Source organism: Pseudomonas azerbaijanoccidentalis (assembly GCF_019145495.1).
Lineage (GTDB): Bacteria > Pseudomonadota > Gammaproteobacteria > Pseudomonadales > Pseudomonadaceae > Aquipseudomonas > Aquipseudomonas azerbaijanoccidentalis.
The window spans coordinates 240,628-255,271 of record NZ_JAHSTU010000005.1; the positions used below are offsets into that span (position 1 = coordinate 240,628).

General features: G+C 60.8%; 12 protein-coding genes. 8 read left to right on the top strand and 4 right to left on the bottom strand.

Annotation, left to right across the window (positions count from 1 at the left end):
- Positions 1–21: 21 nt before the first annotated feature.
- The 6 genes from KVG88_RS18685 (at position 22) to KVG88_RS18710 (ending at position 9,196) form a co-directional block, all read left to right on the top strand.
- Positions 22–2,058 carry an LTA synthase family protein gene (locus tag KVG88_RS18685; RefSeq protein ID WP_217872324.1) on the top strand — a complete coding sequence of 679 codons (2,037 nt, stop codon included), beginning with the start codon at positions 22–24 and terminating at the stop codon, positions 2,056–2,058.
- 111 nt (positions 2,059–2,169) lie between these two features.
- Positions 2,170–3,342, top strand: a complete 1,173-nt coding sequence (locus KVG88_RS18690) for a GGDEF domain-containing protein (RefSeq protein ID WP_217872325.1) — start codon at positions 2,170–2,172, stop codon at positions 3,340–3,342.
- 194 nt (positions 3,343–3,536) lie between these two features.
- The gene (locus tag KVG88_RS18695; RefSeq protein WP_150700886.1) at positions 3,537–4,910 is read left to right on the top strand and encodes a glutamine synthetase family protein; all 1,374 of its coding nucleotides are present in this window, start codon (positions 3,537–3,539) and stop codon (positions 4,908–4,910) included.
- 22 nt (positions 4,911–4,932) lie between these two features.
- On the top strand, positions 4,933–6,324 hold the full coding sequence (locus KVG88_RS18700) for an aldehyde dehydrogenase family protein (RefSeq protein WP_217872326.1): 1,392 nt from the start codon (positions 4,933–4,935) through the stop codon (positions 6,322–6,324).
- Positions 6,325–6,327: 3 nt separating this feature from the next.
- Positions 6,328–7,488 (top strand): iron-containing alcohol dehydrogenase, encoded by a 1,161-nt coding sequence (locus KVG88_RS18705; protein WP_217872327.1) that lies wholly within the window; start codon positions 6,328–6,330, stop codon positions 7,486–7,488.
- A gap of 142 nt (positions 7,489–7,630) precedes the next feature.
- Complete coding sequence (locus KVG88_RS18710) at positions 7,631–9,196, top strand: amino acid permease (RefSeq protein WP_150700889.1); 1,566 nt, start codon at positions 7,631–7,633, stop codon at positions 9,194–9,196.
- A gap of 80 nt (positions 9,197–9,276) precedes the next feature.
- On the opposite strand, the gene KVG88_RS18715 is transcribed toward KVG88_RS18710, so the two are convergent.
- Positions 9,277–9,765, bottom strand: coding sequence for an Lrp/AsnC family transcriptional regulator (locus tag KVG88_RS18715; RefSeq protein WP_217872328.1), 489 nt, complete (start codon positions 9,763–9,765; stop codon positions 9,277–9,279).
- 131 nt (positions 9,766–9,896) lie between these two features.
- Between KVG88_RS18715 and KVG88_RS18720 the strand changes: the two genes are divergently transcribed.
- Entirely contained in the window at positions 9,897–11,351 is a 1,455-nt protein-coding gene (locus KVG88_RS18720) for an L-lactate permease (RefSeq protein ID WP_217872329.1), read from the top strand.
- A 180-nt stretch (positions 11,352–11,531) separates the two neighbouring features.
- Complete coding sequence (locus KVG88_RS18725; RefSeq protein ID WP_217872330.1) at positions 11,532–12,182, top strand: glycosyltransferase family 2 protein; 651 nt, start codon at positions 11,532–11,534, stop codon at positions 12,180–12,182.
- Here the strand turns inward: KVG88_RS18725 and KVG88_RS18730 are convergent, their stop codons facing one another.
- Genes KVG88_RS18730 through KVG88_RS18740 form a run of 3 tightly spaced genes read right to left on the bottom strand, consistent with a single transcriptional unit; the run spans position 12,183 to position 14,577 of the window.
- Positions 12,183–12,782, bottom strand: coding sequence for a class I SAM-dependent methyltransferase (locus tag KVG88_RS18730; protein ID WP_217872331.1), 600 nt, complete (start codon positions 12,780–12,782; stop codon positions 12,183–12,185).
- On the bottom strand, positions 12,779–13,552 hold the full coding sequence (locus KVG88_RS18735) for a PIG-L deacetylase family protein (RefSeq protein ID WP_437179951.1): 774 nt from the start codon (positions 13,550–13,552) through the stop codon (positions 12,779–12,781). The genes KVG88_RS18730 and KVG88_RS18735 overlap by 4 nt, the downstream gene beginning before the upstream one ends.
- Positions 13,549–14,577, bottom strand: a complete 1,029-nt coding sequence (locus tag KVG88_RS18740) for an acyl-CoA dehydrogenase (protein ID WP_217872332.1) — start codon at positions 14,575–14,577, stop codon at positions 13,549–13,551. Before KVG88_RS18740 ends, KVG88_RS18735 begins: the two co-directional genes overlap by 4 nt.
- Positions 14,578–14,644: the final 67 nt, after the last annotated feature.

Sequence of the window (14,644 nt, forward strand, 5' to 3'; positions counted from 1 at the left end):
ATTTTTAACAGGGGAACAGGGATGGGTTGGTTGCAATCGAGACGTTTGCACTATTGGCTGGGCGCAACAGCGATTCTGTTTGTGCTGTTCGCCTTGCTACGGGTGGTGTTCTTTTTCGGTTTTTCCGGTTTCGACGCCAAAGCCCTGAGCGGCGACAATGCCGTTCTGGAAACCTTGGGCATCGGCTTTCGTTTCGATCTGCGCCTGGCCATTCTGGTGATGCTGCCGGTGGCGCTGCTCGCCTGGATTCCTCGCTGGAACCTTGTCGGCAGCCGCCTGCTGCGCTGGGTCGCACGCCTGTACCTTGTGCTGGCGCTGGGTGCGCTGCTGCTGATCTACATCATCGATTTCGGGCACTACGCGTACCTGGGCCTGAGAATCAACGCCACCGTGCTGCGCTTTATCGAAGACGCGCAGATCTCCCGCGACATGGTCTGGCAAACCTACCCGGTGGTGTGGATTACCCTGGGCTGGCTGGCGACGGTCGTTGTGGTGATACTGGCTCTTGTGCGTCTGGAACGTGTGACGCTGGACCGCATCCGCAAGCCGATTCACCCGCTCTCCGCCACATGGGGTGGCGCGCTGATGGTCGTGTTGGTGTTGCTGGGCATTCTCGGCCGTGTCGAAAACATGAACCTGGAAAACCCTGTGCCGTTGCGCTGGAGCGATGCCTTCTTCTCGGGCAACAACCAGGTCGCGGCCCTGGGCCTGAACCCGGTCATGTTCCTTTATGACACGCTCAAGGTCGGTCAACTGCGCTATGACGAAGCGCAGGTGCGCGCGCACTATTCGGTAATGGCCAAGTACCTGGGCGTCGATCAGCCTGACGCGCAAACCCTTAATTTCGTCCGCCACCAGGCACCACAGCCCTACAAAGTGCCGGGTTCACGGCCGCCGAACGTGATGTTCGTCATGCTGGAATCGTTGGGTACCAGTGCCGTCGGCGCCTATGGCAACCCGATCAATCCGACCCCCAATATCGATCGTCTGGCCACACAGAGCTGGTTCTTCGAGCACTTCTACGTTCCGGTCACCGGCACCGCCAAAACCGTTTGGGCCAGCATTACCGGGGTCCCTGACGTCACGCGTCAGGAAACCGCGACGCGTAACCCGTTGATCACCAAACAGCACTCGCTGATCAACGCCTTCACCGGCTACGAAAAGATCTACACCATCGGTGGCAACTCCGGCTGGGCCAACATGAATGCCCTGATTCGCCAGAGCATCGACGGCGTTCGCTTGTTCGAAGAGCGGGACTGGAAATCGCCGGTCGTTGATGTCTGGGGCATTTCCGACCTGGACCTGTTCAAGGAAACCGACCGGATCCTGCAAGCGCTGCCCAAGGACAAACCGTTCTTCGCCTACGTGCAGACGGCCGGCAACCATCGCCCTTTCACCATTCCCAAGACCAATGACGGATTCGAGGTCAAGCACCCTACCCTCGAGGAAGTCCAGGCCGCCGGTTCGCGCAGTGTCGAGCAATACAACGCCGTGCGCCTGCTGGACTTCAACATCGGGCGCCTGATGGAAATCGCCAAGGCTGGCGGTTACTACGACAACACCATTTTTGTGCTGTTTGGCGACCACAACACCCGTATCGCCCAGATCCCGTTCCTGGCGCCGGCCTATGAGCAACTGGGCCTGGAAAGCAATGCCGTGCCGATGATCATCCACGCCCCGGGTTTGCTCGGCACGCGCAAAGTCGAAGAAGCGGTGGGCCTGGTGGACTTGCTGCCAACCGTGGCCGGCATGGCCGGTCTTGAGTTCCGCAACGGCGGCATGGGCCGCGATATCCAGCAGCCTGCGCCCGAGGGTGAGCGCGTGGTGCCACTGGTACTGCGTGAGGGTACGTTCCCGTTGATCGCCGGCGTGACCCAGCATTACATGGTGCAGATGGAGCACGACGGCAGCTCGCCGACGCTGCACGACCTGGCCTCGATGACGCCGCTGGACAACGTGGCGCAGCAGAATCCGCAAGAATTCAAGCGTTTGGTAGAGCTGACCCGCGCGATGCATGAAACCTCGCGCTTGATGCTGTACCAGAACGTGCGGGAATAACCGCTAACCGCGACCCGATGCCACGCGCCGAATAACAGCCTGCGCTGCGAAAAAGCAGCGCAAACGCTTACAATCCTGCCTTTTCAGCGTATTCAGAAAGGCAGCAAGGCTATGGCGCTCGACCCACCCACGATGTTGACCCTCTCGATCGCCCTGGCGGCAGCTGCCGCGCTGTACCTGGCGGTCGAGTGGCGCAGCATCCGTGAACCCTCGCTGCTGTTCTGGAGCGCAGGCTTTGCGACAATCACCGTGGGTTCGACACTCGCTTTGCTGCGCGGGATCGGACTGTTGCTGGTCGGCATCTGGTTTGCCAATGGCCTGCTGGTGCTGGCCCACTGGTTTTTCCTGCTCGGTGTGGCGCGGTTTACCCAGGCGCGCCTGTCTCGTGCCTGGTATCTGATCTTCGTCGCCTGGCTGGCGCTGCTGTTGCTGCCGGATGAGCCCTCGTGGTCAAAGATCATGTTGCTGGCCAATTCACTGCTGGTCGCCCTGCTGTCGCTGCGGGCCAGCTTCCTCCTGCGTCCCCACGGCAAATCCCTGAGTGTGGGGGCGGTTCAGCTGCGCTATGTGCTGCTGGTCCATGGCCTGTTCTATCTCATCAAATCAATAACCGCCGTGGTTCCCGGCACCTTGATCGACCTCGCGGCGTTCCGTGGCGAGATTATTCAGATTTCCCTGGTCGAAGGCGTGATGGCGATCATGTTGATCGCGCTGTCGATGACCGGCACCGAGCGCTACCGGCGCGAGAAACAAATCGCCCGGCTGGCAGAACGCGATCCGCTGACCGCCCTGTACAACCGCCGCGCCCTGGAAGTGCGCGCGCCGCGCCTGTTGAGCGATGTTTCCAGTACTCGGCCGGGCGCCGTGCTGCTGATCGACATCGACAATTTCAAACCGGTCAACGACCTGTTCGGCCATACCGCTGGCGACCGGCTGTTGGTAGCCCTGAGCGAGATGATCCGCTCGGTGTTGCCGGAAAACGCCCTCGCCGCCCGGTTGGGTGGTGACGAGTTCGTGATCTTGCTGAACAACGCCTCCAACGAACGCATCGTGGCGATGGGCAACGCCCTTCGCGAGCAGTTCCACAGCGCCGCGGCGCAGACTTTCACCACGCCGCAAGCGGTGACCCTGAGCATCGGCGCCAGCCTGTTCGACCAGCCGCCCGCCAGCCTGACGGCATTGATCGAGCAAGGCGACGCCGCGCTTTATGAATCCAAGCGCGGCGGACGCAACAGCATCCGTCTGGTTGATCGCACGCTGGCAAGCGGTGAGTCGGTGGATTAACCGGTGGTATGCGCGGCACGCCCCCGCCATCTCACACAATCAACGCGGTGAAAACTTGCGAAAAGCGACAGTAGGCTAAGCTTAGGTCAGCTTATTGCCCACGATGCTCGCGGCGGCAGTTGTTGGATTTTTCTGGAGAGCGTCTGCAACAGCTATCTCAGACAGATCCCAACAATTTGCGCAGGATTGCCGTGATGACCGAGCCGTATCTCAGTTTTGACGAACTCAAGCGCGCCGCCCTCTCTGGCGAAATCGATACCGTGCTGGTGTGCATGGTCGACATGCAGGGACGGCTGGTGGGCAAGCGTTTCCAGGTCGAGTTTTTCATCGACAGCGGCCACGAAGAAACCCACTGCTGCAACTACCTGCTGGCCGACGACATCGACATGGAGCCGGTGCCGGGCTACGCCGCCGCCAGTTGGAGCAAGGGCTACGGCGACTTTGTGCTCAAACCCGACATGCGCACCTTGCGCAAGGTGCCGTGGCTGGAATGCACGGCGCTGGTGCTGTGCGATGTGCTCGACCATCACCATCGGCAAGACTTGCCCCACAGCCCCCGGGCGATCCTGAAAAAACAGGTCGAACGCCTGCGTGAGCGCGGCTACACCGGTATGTTTGCCTCCGAACTCGAGTTTTATCTGTTCGACGAGAGTTACGAGGCCATTCACAAGCGCAACTACCACAAACCGAAAACCGCCGGGCACTACATCGAGGATTACAACATCCTGCAGACCACCCGCGAGGAACCGGTGCTGCGGGCCATTCGCAAACATCTTCAGGCCTGCGGCATCCCGGTTGAAAATTCCAAAGGCGAATGGGGGCCGGGCCAGGAAGAGATCAACATCCGCTACGCCGACGCCATGACCATGGCCGATCACCACGTCATCATCAAACATGCCTGCAAAGAGATCGCGCAGCTTCAGGGCAAGGCGATCACCTTCATGGCGAAGTGGCGCTATGACGCCGCCGGTTCGAGTAGCCACATCCACAATTCGCTGTGGGACAAGAACGCCAAGAAGCCGCTGTTCTACGATGCCAAGGCCGAGTTCGGCATGTCGAAACTGATGCGTTCCTGGGTGGCCGGACAGCTCAAGTACGCCAACGACATCACCTGCTTTCTCGCGCCTTACATCAATTCCTACAAGCGCTTTCAGGCCGGCACTTTCGCCCCGACTCGTGCGGTGTGGAGCCGGGACAACCGCACCGCCGGTTTCCGACTGTGTGCCGAAAGCAGCAAGTCCATTCGCATCGAGTGCCGCATCGGCGGTGCCGACCTCAACCCTTACCTGGCCTTCGCCGCGTTGATTGCGGCAGGGCTGGCCGGCGTCGACGAAAAGCTCACCCTCACCCCGCCCTTCGAAGGCGATGCCTACCTCGACGAGCAGTTGCCGGAAGTCTCCAAGACCCTGCGTGACGCCAGTGCCGCCCTCCAAGGTTCGAGCATGCTGCGCGAGGCGTTCGGTGATGAAGTGATCGATCACTATGTGCACACCGCCGAATGGGAGCAGAAAGAGTACGACCGGCGGATCACCGACTGGGAATTGCAGCGCGGCTTCGAGCGCTATTGAAACCACCAGGGTTGCGACCATCATGACGGCAACGATTCAACTCATCTCACCGGTCGACGGTCGGGTCTACGCCGAGCGCCCATGTGCCGACAAGGCACAGGTTGAACAGGCGCTCGCGGCGGCGGCCAGCGCCCAGGCGCAATGGAAACGCCGGCCACTGAGCGAACGCGCGGCGTTTTGCAGCGCCGCCGTCGACGCAATGCTCGCGATGAAAGCCGAGATCGTCCCGGAACTGGCCTGGCAAATGGGCCGCCCGGTGCGCTTCGGCGCCAGCGAGTTGCGGGGTTTCGAAGAGCGCGCCCGGCACATGATCGCCATCGCGCCGCAAGCGCTGGCACCGGTCGAGCCCGAGCCGGTCGCAGGGTTTCGACGGCTCATCCAGCGTGAACCACTGGGCACGGTCCTCGTGGTCGCTCCATGGAATTACCCGTACCTGACTGCGGTGAACACCATTATTCCGGCATTGATGGCCGGTAACAGCGTGATCCTCAAGCACGCGTCGCAAACGCTGCTGGTGGGCGAGCGTTTCGCCCAGGCCATGCGTCAGGCGAATCTACCCGAAGGCTTATTCCAGAATTTGCTGCTCGATCATGTGCAGACGGCCGATATCATCGCATCCGGTCGTGTGCAGCAGGTCAATTTCACCGGCTCGGTAGATGCCGGTAAAGCCATGGAAAACGCGGCCATGGGACGCTTTGTCGGCGTGGGCCTGGAGCTTGGCGGCAAGGACCCGGCGTATGTGCGAGCCGACGCCAACCTCGACCATGCCGTGGAAAATCTGGTGGACGGCAGTTTCTTCAACTCCGGGCAGAGTTGCTGCGCGGTGGAACGCATTTATGTCGACCGAAAAATTTATCCGGCCTTCGTCGACGGTTTCGTCGAGCTGACCCGCCAGTACGTGCTGGGCAACCCGCTGGACGAAGCCACCACGCTCGGCCCGCTGGTCACGCCGGGCGCGGCGTTTTTCGTCCGCGGGCAGATCGCCGAAGCACTGGCCCAAGGTGCGAAGGCGCTGATCGACCCGCAGATGTTTGCCGCGGATGTGCCGGGCAGTGCCTACCTCGCACCGCAGGTGTTGGTGGATGTCACCCATCAAATGTCGCTCATGCGTGATGAAAGCTTTGGTCCGGTGGTCGGCATCATGCCGGTGGACAGCGACGACGAAGCCATCGCCTTGATGAACGACAGTGAATTCGGGCTCAGCGCATCGATCTGGACTCAGGACCTCGCCGCTGCCGAACGCCTGGGCAACGCCATCGACACCGGCACCGTGTTCATGAATCGCTGCGACTACCTGGACCCGGCCCTGGCCTGGACCGGGGTGAAAAACAGTGGCCGCGGCGTCACCTTGTCGCGCCTGGGTTACGAACACCTGACCCGCGCCAAATCCTTCCATTTGCGCCACGAGATCTGAGCCATGAGCCTGACTGGAAACTGGAATTACCCCACCAGCATTCGCTTCGGCGTCGGCCGTATCAGCGAGCTGGCCGAAGTCTGTCGCAGCCAGGGTATCCAGCGACCGCTGCTGGTTACCGACAGCGGCCTGGGGCGGGCACCGATCACCACCGCCGCGCTGGATTCGTTGCGCGACGCCGGGTTGGGCGCGGCGCTGTTTTGCGATCTCAAACCCAACCCGGTCGAAGCCAACCTGGCCGGTGGGCTCGACGCCTGGCGCGCGGGCAACCATGATGGCGTGGTCGCTTTTGGTGGCGGCAGTGGCCTGGACATGGGCAAGCTGATTGCGTTCATGAGCGGCCAGACTCGCCCGGTCTGGGATTTCGAGGACATCGGCGACTACTGGACCCGCGCCGATGCCAACAGCATCGCCCCGGTCATCGCGGTGCCAACCACGGCGGGCACGGGCTCCGAAGTGGGCCGGGCGGCGGTGATCATCGACGATCGCACCCACACCAAACGCATCATCTTTCACCCGAAAATGATGCCGCGCGTGGTCATCAGTGACCCGGCCCTGACCGTCGGCATGCCGGCCAAAGTCACTGCCGGCACGGGCATGGATGCGTTGGCGCACTGCCTCGAATCCTACTGCGCGCCGGGCTTTCACCCGATGGCCGATGGTATCGCCGTGGAAGGCATGCGTCTGGTGGCCAATGCACTGGTGCGCGCCGTACACATGCCTTCCGACCTGGATGCACGGGGACACATGCTGGCGGCAGCAGCGATGGGCGCCACAGCCTTCCAGAAAGGTCTGGGCGGGATGCACGCCCTCGCCCACCCGATCGGCGCGCTGTACGACAGCCATCACGGCATGACCAATGCGACCCTGATGCCGTACGTGCTGAAGTTCAATCGCCCGGCCATCGAAGAGCGCATCACGCGGCTGGCGGCTTACCTGCACCTGCCCTCCCCGGGCTTCGACAGTTTCATGGCGTTCATTCTCAAGTTACGCAAGGACATCGCCGTCCCGCACACGCTGTTCGAGCTGGGTGTGGACGACAAACAGGCTGAGCTGATTGCCGACATGGCGGTCGTCGACCCTTCGGCCGGCGGCAATCCGTTGCCGTTGACCAAGGCCGGTGTTAAGGAAATTTTCGACGCGGCTTTCCACGGCCGGCTATAGAGCAGTCGACGGTCCATGGTCGAAACAGCAAGCATGGACGTGTTTTACCGCAGGCAAACGGAGCAGTACGACAAGGGGTTGAAGGCCAGCCCATCCGCAAACCCGGATGGATGCGTATCAAAACCTGAAGGGGCACACACTAATGAACCCAGCAAGCCAGCCCGGCACCGACGCGCCGCACGACGATGACGTCAAGGTGCTGCACAGCATGGGCTATGCCCAGCAGCTCTCGCGACGAATGGGGGTTTTCTCCAACTTTGCGATTTCCTTTTCGATCATCTGCATCCTCTCCGGCGGCATCAACTCACTGGCCCAAGGCACCTCGGGCGCAGGCGGTGCTTCGATCGGCATCGGCTGGCCGATCGGCTGCCTGATTTCCGGGGTGTTCGCGCTGGCCATGGCGCAGATTTCCTCGGCCTACCCCACCGCTGGCGGCCTGTACCACTGGGGCTCGATACTCGGCAACCGCTTCACTGGCTGGCTCACCGCCTGGTTCAACCTGCTGGGGCTGGTCACGGTGCTCGGGGCGATCAACGTCGGCACGTACTACTTTTTCTTCGGCGCCTTCGGCCCGGCATTGGGCATGGAGGACACCACCACGACCCGGGTGATTTTCCTGGCCATCCTCACCGGACTCCAGGCGCTGTGTAACCACTTGGGGATCGGCCTGACGGCGAAACTCACCGACTTCTCCGGCTACCTGATCTTCGCCACTGCACTGGCGCTGACCGTCGTCTGCCTGATCTCGGCCCCCAGTTACGAGTTCGCGCGGTTGGTGACATTCGGCAACTACTCCGGCGAAGCGGGCGGTAGCGTTTGGCCACAGGTGTCCAATGGCTGGGTGTTCATGCTGGGCCTGCTGTTGCCGATCTACACCATCACCGGTTATGACGCCTCGGCACACACCTCCGAAGAGACCCGCAACGCCGCCCTGTCCGTGCCCAAGGGCATGGTCATGTCGGTGGTCTGGTCGCTGCTGTTCGGCTGGGTGATGCTCAGTGCATTCGTGCTGATGCTGCCAAACATGGACGAGGCGGCGAGCAAAGGCTGGAGTGTGTTTTTCTGGGCCATGGACACCCAGGTCAACCCGACATTGAAACTCGCCTTGTACGTGGCGATTTTCATCTCGCAGGTGCTCTGCGGGTTGGCCACCGTGACCTCGGTGTCGCGAATGATCTTCGCCTTTTCCCGCGACGGTGGCCTGCCCTGCTCCAAAGCCCTGGCCTCGGTCTCGCCAACGTTCCGCAGCCCGGTAGCGGCGATCTGGACGGGTGCGACGCTGGCAGTGTTGTTCGTCTGGGGATCGTCGGTGATCTCGATCGGCGAGACACCGGTCTACACCATCGTCGTGTCCTGCACGGTGATCTTCCTGTTCTTCTCTTTCATCATTCCCATCGTGCTCGGCCTGTTTGCCTACGGAACCTCGAAGTGGCCGACCATGGGTCCCTGGAACATGGGCCGCTTCTGGTACACGGTGTTTTCCCTGCTGTCGGTGCTGTCGATGGTGATCATTTTCATCATCGGCATCCAGCCACCGAACGATTGGGCGCTGTACATCACCATCGGCTTTCTGGTGCTGACGGCCATTGTCTGGTTTGGCTTCGAGGCCCGACGCTTCCAAGGGCCGCCGATTGGTGACGTGATCGTCAGGCGCCAAGCCGAAATCGCGGCGGCTGAAGCGGCGTTGAATAAACCATCAGGGAGTTGATGCCTCGGCGAGACAAATGACTTTCGCGCAAGCAAGCCTGGCTTGTGCGAAAGCCCTCTCGACAGCGCTTGCAGCGTCGATCAAGCAGGTACGCTCGGCACCTCAAGCCCGACTTTCACACGATCGAGTGCCACGATTGTCTTGAACCAGGTCACGTTTGCGTTTTCGGCAAACAAGCGACGCGCCAACGCTTGATATTCCTGCATGCTGGCAACGGTTAACACCAGGACAAAATCCACTTCGCCGGTGACGTAGTAGCACTGCTGGACTTCGGGCACCGCAAAGTGTGCCTTCATCTTCTCCAGCTCATCGAGGCTGGTGCGCTCGGTCATCACTTCGACAATGATCGTGATCGGCCGTCCGACGGCGGTAGGATCGACGATGGCTACGTTGCCCGTGATGATTCCCTTCTCCTCCATTCGTTTGATACGGCGCTGCACAGCGGCCGTGGAGAGATTGACCTGCTCGGCTATCAGGCGCAGCGCCGTGGTGTTATCGCGCTGGACGAGTTCAAGGATCGCACGGTCGAATTTGTCCAGCGGTTCTGTAGCCGTGTGGGTATTTGCCATGGAAGACTCGCGAGAAATTTTCTCGAAAACTAGCAGAAAACCGCGCACCTTTATCTAGCCGTGAGAAATATTATCGTGCTTGCCACCTGCATACGCAGCGGGGTCGGGAACTCACACAGGATAATATTGGCATGGTCGCACTGTTTCATCTTTCCCCAGTCCTGCTGGTAACAGCCATGCTCGTGGTGCTGCGCCGCCCACCCATACATGCGGCCATCGCAGGCACTCTGCTGGTGGTGGTGCTCTGGCTCGCCGGTGCCGCCGACGCGTGGCGCCTCGACAGCATGGTGGCCGCGGCCCAGGATACCGCCGTGCTGTTTGCAAGTACGGCCTTCGTGATCGTACCAGGGCTGGCCTTCGTGATTTGCATCGAGCGCCTGGGCGTCAATCTGGCGCTTAGCCAATGGGTACGCTCACTGGGGCTGGCGCGCGGCGATCAAATCGTGTTCATCGTCCTCGGTCTGGCACCCTTGCTGGAAGCGATGACTGGCTTCGGCGTGTCGTTGATTGCAACAGTGCCTTTACTGCTCAGCCTCTTCGAACGCCGGGTTGCGCTGCGAATAGCGTTGACCGGCATGGCCATCATGCCTTGGGGAACGCTGGGTTTGGCAACGGTCATTGGGGCCTCGCTGGCTCACCTGGATACCTTCGCGCTGGCCTCGACCTCGGCGTTGACCAGCGCCCCGGTTTTTTTCGCCCTTGGCGCGATGGCACTCTATCTGGCAGGCGTTCGCGAGCGCAGGGAATGGAAAGGACTGGCCGTATTCTGGCTGCTGTTTGTGAGCGTGCTTTACGGTGCCAGTCGATGGCTTGGGCCCGAAGTGGCCGGCGTTGCCGCTGGCCTGGTCACGGCAACCTCTGTGCTGTCTACACGGATGTGGCGCCTGCGCAGTGTCGATGGTCAACGCGATGCGATGAAGTGGCCGCAGCAGGCTTGGCCGTATCTGGTACTGATCGTGTGCATTGTCACGCTGAAGGCGGTATGGACGATCACCTCCTGGCAGGACATCTGGGTCGTACAGGGCGCACAGGTCACATGGAAACCCTTGGCGTCGCCCGGCATCGCACTGCTTCTGGTGCTGATCGGACTAAGATTCTACGCCCGCGACACACAGAGCCAGGCAACCAGCAATGTGCGCATGTCGACTGCACTGGCAGCGCGTGCGAAGCGGCCCTTGGTGACCATTTTCTTTTTCCTCGCAATGTCGCAGATGATGGTGAAGGCTGGCTTTCTGGCGGGCCTGATGCAATTACTGTCGAACCTGTCACCCAATGCCGCGACGTCGCTGGTGGCCCTGCTTGGCGCTTTGTCAGGCTACATGACCGGGTCGAATGTCGGCGGCAACGCCATTTTCATGCCGGCCATTGCGATGCTGCCCGAGTCGTCACGCCTATTGTTGGCGGCGGTCCAGAACAGCACGGCAGGCCATGCTGCCATGGGGTCTCTGTCAATCGTCATGCTCATTCTGGGGCTGGCTAAAACACAGGCTTGGGAAGAAAGCGAACTGGTCAGGTTTGGCTTCGCATTGGTCTGTCTCAACACGGCGTTAGTCGCGCTGGCGGCAAGTTTGCTCGCGGCGAGTTGACAACCCTGGAACAGCCTCACCACTTCGGCAAGGACCTGCTCAGCCAGACATAGGCTCGGGACCTGTAGCCCAACAACGGGTCAATCTCCCGTTTCGCGAAGCACGCGATGGAACGGTCTCGCAGGGCTCGTGCCTAATGATGGAATCCAAAGATTGCGAGAAGGCACATGGGGAGCACATATGATTGGAGTCGTTGTCCCGGTTCATAACGAAGAACAGCTGCTCGTCCATTGCATCGAATCACTTCTGGAGGCGGCCTATCACCAGGGTCTGAACAATGAAGAAGTAAAAATCCTGATCGTTCTGGATGACTGCACGGACACCTCTTTGCACATTGCCCAGGCGTACGACGTGATGACATTGACCTGCAGCCACCGCAACGTGGGGAAAACCCGGGCGCACGGGGCCGAACACCTGTTGGGGGTTGACGCACGATGGCTGGCGTTCACCGATGCCGACAGCGTCGTTCCCGAAACATGGCTGGCCGATCAAATCAGATTCAATGTGGATGCCGTGTGCGGGCTGGTTGAAGTCAATGACTGGTCGGAACATTCAAGCAAGGTACGCGAGCGCTACCACGCCGGTTACCATCGCGTTGATGGACATCGCCACATCCATGGGGCAAACCTCGGTGTGTCCTCGTCGGCTTACCGCAAAGCAGGTGGGTTCAAGGCCTTGCCCGCCCACGAAGATGTTCAACTGGTTGCGGATCTGGAACGCAGCGGCGCGAACATCCTGTGGACAGCAAGCAACCGGGTGACCACCAGCGCACGAAAGCACTGCCGTTGCCGGGAAGGTTTTGGCGACTACCTTAAGTCGCTGGCCGAGTGATCAATCGCACGTCTGGGCAAGGTCGATCGAGGCCGGATTACGGCTCCAGTATTCGAGTAAAAAGTCCGTTTCTTCATGGCGCACAAGTCGATGCAGTCGCAGGCCATCCGAAAGCGCTTCATGCACAGCGCGACCGTCCCGCGAACAGCCTTCAATCGGATGCAGCCAGTGGCACGCCAGGACGCCACCCTCCGGGCTCAGGCTGAGCAAGGTGTTTTCGATAACGCGATTCCATTCGCTTGAGTCAAGAAAGTAACCGACCTCACTCAACACGATGAGGTCGAACGTTCCCTCAGGCCAGTCGTGGGGAACGCGCCCCAGGTCGACGCGAGCGTGCGGCACATTGCTCAATCGATGCTGCGCAAGTTGCACGGCTTTTTCGTTGATGTCCTGACACAGCAATGAGTCGCTACGTTCGGCGAGCATGGCGCTGAGTTCGCCATTGGCGCAGCCTGGCTCGAAAACGCGCTGATAACGTTGGCGTGGCAGACTTGCCAGCGTCAGCTCACGTTTGCGTTTTTCGTACCAGCGCGTTCGAAAGGACCAGGGGTCGTCGCTGGCATCGAACATTTTCTGGAAATACTCAGGCGAGACACTCATATAAACACCAGTTCAAAGGGTTGCATCAGTCGTTCAAGGGTTTCACGGTCAAGCACCGCCGTGCCCCGTCCATCCGCGTTGATCTGCGAAACATGAGCGTTGATGGCATGACGCTTTCGTGCCAATACCGGCGCATCGAGCATGAATTTACGCGCCCGTGCCCAGGGAATTCTCTGATCGTGTGGCCGCGCCCAATGCCAAGCCCAAATCGGCACCTCTAGCAAACAGGCGTTGCGCTGCGATGCCGCGTATGCCGCTGCCCGTCCAGTTGCTTCGTGATCGCAATGCCCGTCATGGCGCCACGTCGTTATCACGCGGTCCCCGCGGCGTATCAACGCCAGCAGTCGCTCAACCAACTCATCTTCTTTCTCGGCCACGCCGCTATCGGGTAAACCGAGTCTGCGCCAATTCAATGCCTGCATATTCAGGCCCAACCGGTCGAGGGCTTGCCAACTCTCCAATGGTCGCTGTTGGCGCAATCGTGTCGGTGACCACTCCTGTGAACCCGGATGACTCGCCTCACCATCGGTGACCGCCACCATCAACACGTCCGACTCCCTGCCCAACATCCCCGCCAGGATGCCTGCACAGCCCAGGACTTCGTCGTCAGGGTGCGGGGTGACCACCACCAGTCTCTGGCCTTCGGGCACCAGCTGTTGATGGGTAACGTGCGCAACCCCTGCGAGCGGAGCGCTGGCCTGCCACTCTTGCAGCGTGGTACCAGGGCCCTGTATCGGATTTTCAGTCGTGGCAATCGTCGCGATACTCACAACAACCACCCATCGTTCGATTGCGCAGCTGTGCGCTTTCCCAGTTCCGCGAGATCCTTGTGCCCATGGCTCTGTCGCAGGAACACCGGCAGGTCGGCGGCAAGCCGGGCGAAATGCGCATTCCGGCAATAAGGCGTGGCACCCAGGGCACGCCCGACCTGTTCGAGCACCACCGTGACTGCCGCTTCAACCTGGGCGCGCAAGCGTCGTACAGGAATCTCTGCCGAGCTTTGCGGGTGACCATCGATCCAGGCCGCGGTTTCTCTCATGGACGCCGCCGCTGCGCACAATGCGGCATCGACAGCGCCAAGATGGGCCGCCGCATGGGCATCGTGATAAGGGCGCGTGCAATGCTCACGCAGATAACCGGCAAACGCGCAGGCTGCACCGTACCAGCACGCGGCAATGCCGCCTCCGCCCTGCCAAAAACCTGGTCGATCAACATATTGGCCGGGCAAACCAACGCAATGACCCAGCGCTCCGTTGAATTCCACATCGACGCTGGCCGTGTGCGCCATTCCCACGGCCTGCCAGACCTCGTCGACTCTGCTGAGACTGGCTTGTTTCAGATCCACTGCAACCAACTGCGCCAGTCCTTGTTCATCCCATGTCGTGACAAGTGCCCAATCCAGTATCGCTGCACCGGAACACCAGGCTTTTCGCCCTTGCAGATACACCTGGTCGTCTTGACGATCAACAATTTCGATCCGGGCAAACGGCGGCTCGGCCGCCCATACACCCCAGAGACCGGGAGCCGGCGCTCGGTCAGGCTCCAGCTCCGTGACGATTGCCAGCGCATCGGTATGCCCTTCAAAAATCTTGGTCAATGCCAGATCGCAGGCACCGACCTTCGCCAAGCTGCGCCACCGCTCCAGTGTTCGACCTTGACCCGGCGGCGGCAGGCCGGCAAATCCACTGTCGATGAGCTTCTGCATCAAACCTTGCAGAGCGCCGTCGGTGGACTGCGTCACGGATCGAGAAGCAAACGTGTCAAGCAAGTGTTCAATGGTGTCAGCGCTGGTCATGGCCCGGCGTTCCTGATGACTGGGTCGTTGCGAAGGATTCATGAGCCTCGTACACAAAGCACGAACG

Coding starts and splice junctions, on each gene's coding strand:
- KVG88_RS18715 (WP_217872328.1), bottom strand. CDS start 9,765: ATGGCAAATACCCACACGGCTACAGAACCGCTGGACAAATTCGACCGT.
- KVG88_RS18705 (WP_217872327.1), top strand. CDS start 6,328: ATGAGCCTGACTGGAAACTGGAATTACCCCACCAGCATTCGCTTCGGC.
- KVG88_RS18740 (WP_217872332.1), bottom strand. CDS start 14,577: ATGACCAGCGCTGACACCATTGAACACTTGCTTGACACGTTTGCTTCT.
- KVG88_RS18685 (WP_217872324.1), top strand. CDS start 22: ATGGGTTGGTTGCAATCGAGACGTTTGCACTATTGGCTGGGCGCAACA.
- KVG88_RS18710 (WP_150700889.1), top strand. CDS start 7,631: ATGAACCCAGCAAGCCAGCCCGGCACCGACGCGCCGCACGACGATGAC.
- KVG88_RS18720 (WP_217872329.1), top strand. CDS start 9,897: ATGGTCGCACTGTTTCATCTTTCCCCAGTCCTGCTGGTAACAGCCATG.
- KVG88_RS18690 (WP_217872325.1), top strand. CDS start 2,170: ATGGCGCTCGACCCACCCACGATGTTGACCCTCTCGATCGCCCTGGCG.
- KVG88_RS18700 (WP_217872326.1), top strand. CDS start 4,933: ATGACGGCAACGATTCAACTCATCTCACCGGTCGACGGTCGGGTCTAC.
- KVG88_RS18730 (WP_217872331.1), bottom strand. CDS start 12,782: ATGAGTGTCTCGCCTGAGTATTTCCAGAAAATGTTCGATGCCAGCGAC.
- KVG88_RS18725 (WP_217872330.1), top strand. CDS start 11,532: ATGATTGGAGTCGTTGTCCCGGTTCATAACGAAGAACAGCTGCTCGTC.
- KVG88_RS18695 (WP_150700886.1), top strand. CDS start 3,537: ATGACCGAGCCGTATCTCAGTTTTGACGAACTCAAGCGCGCCGCCCTC.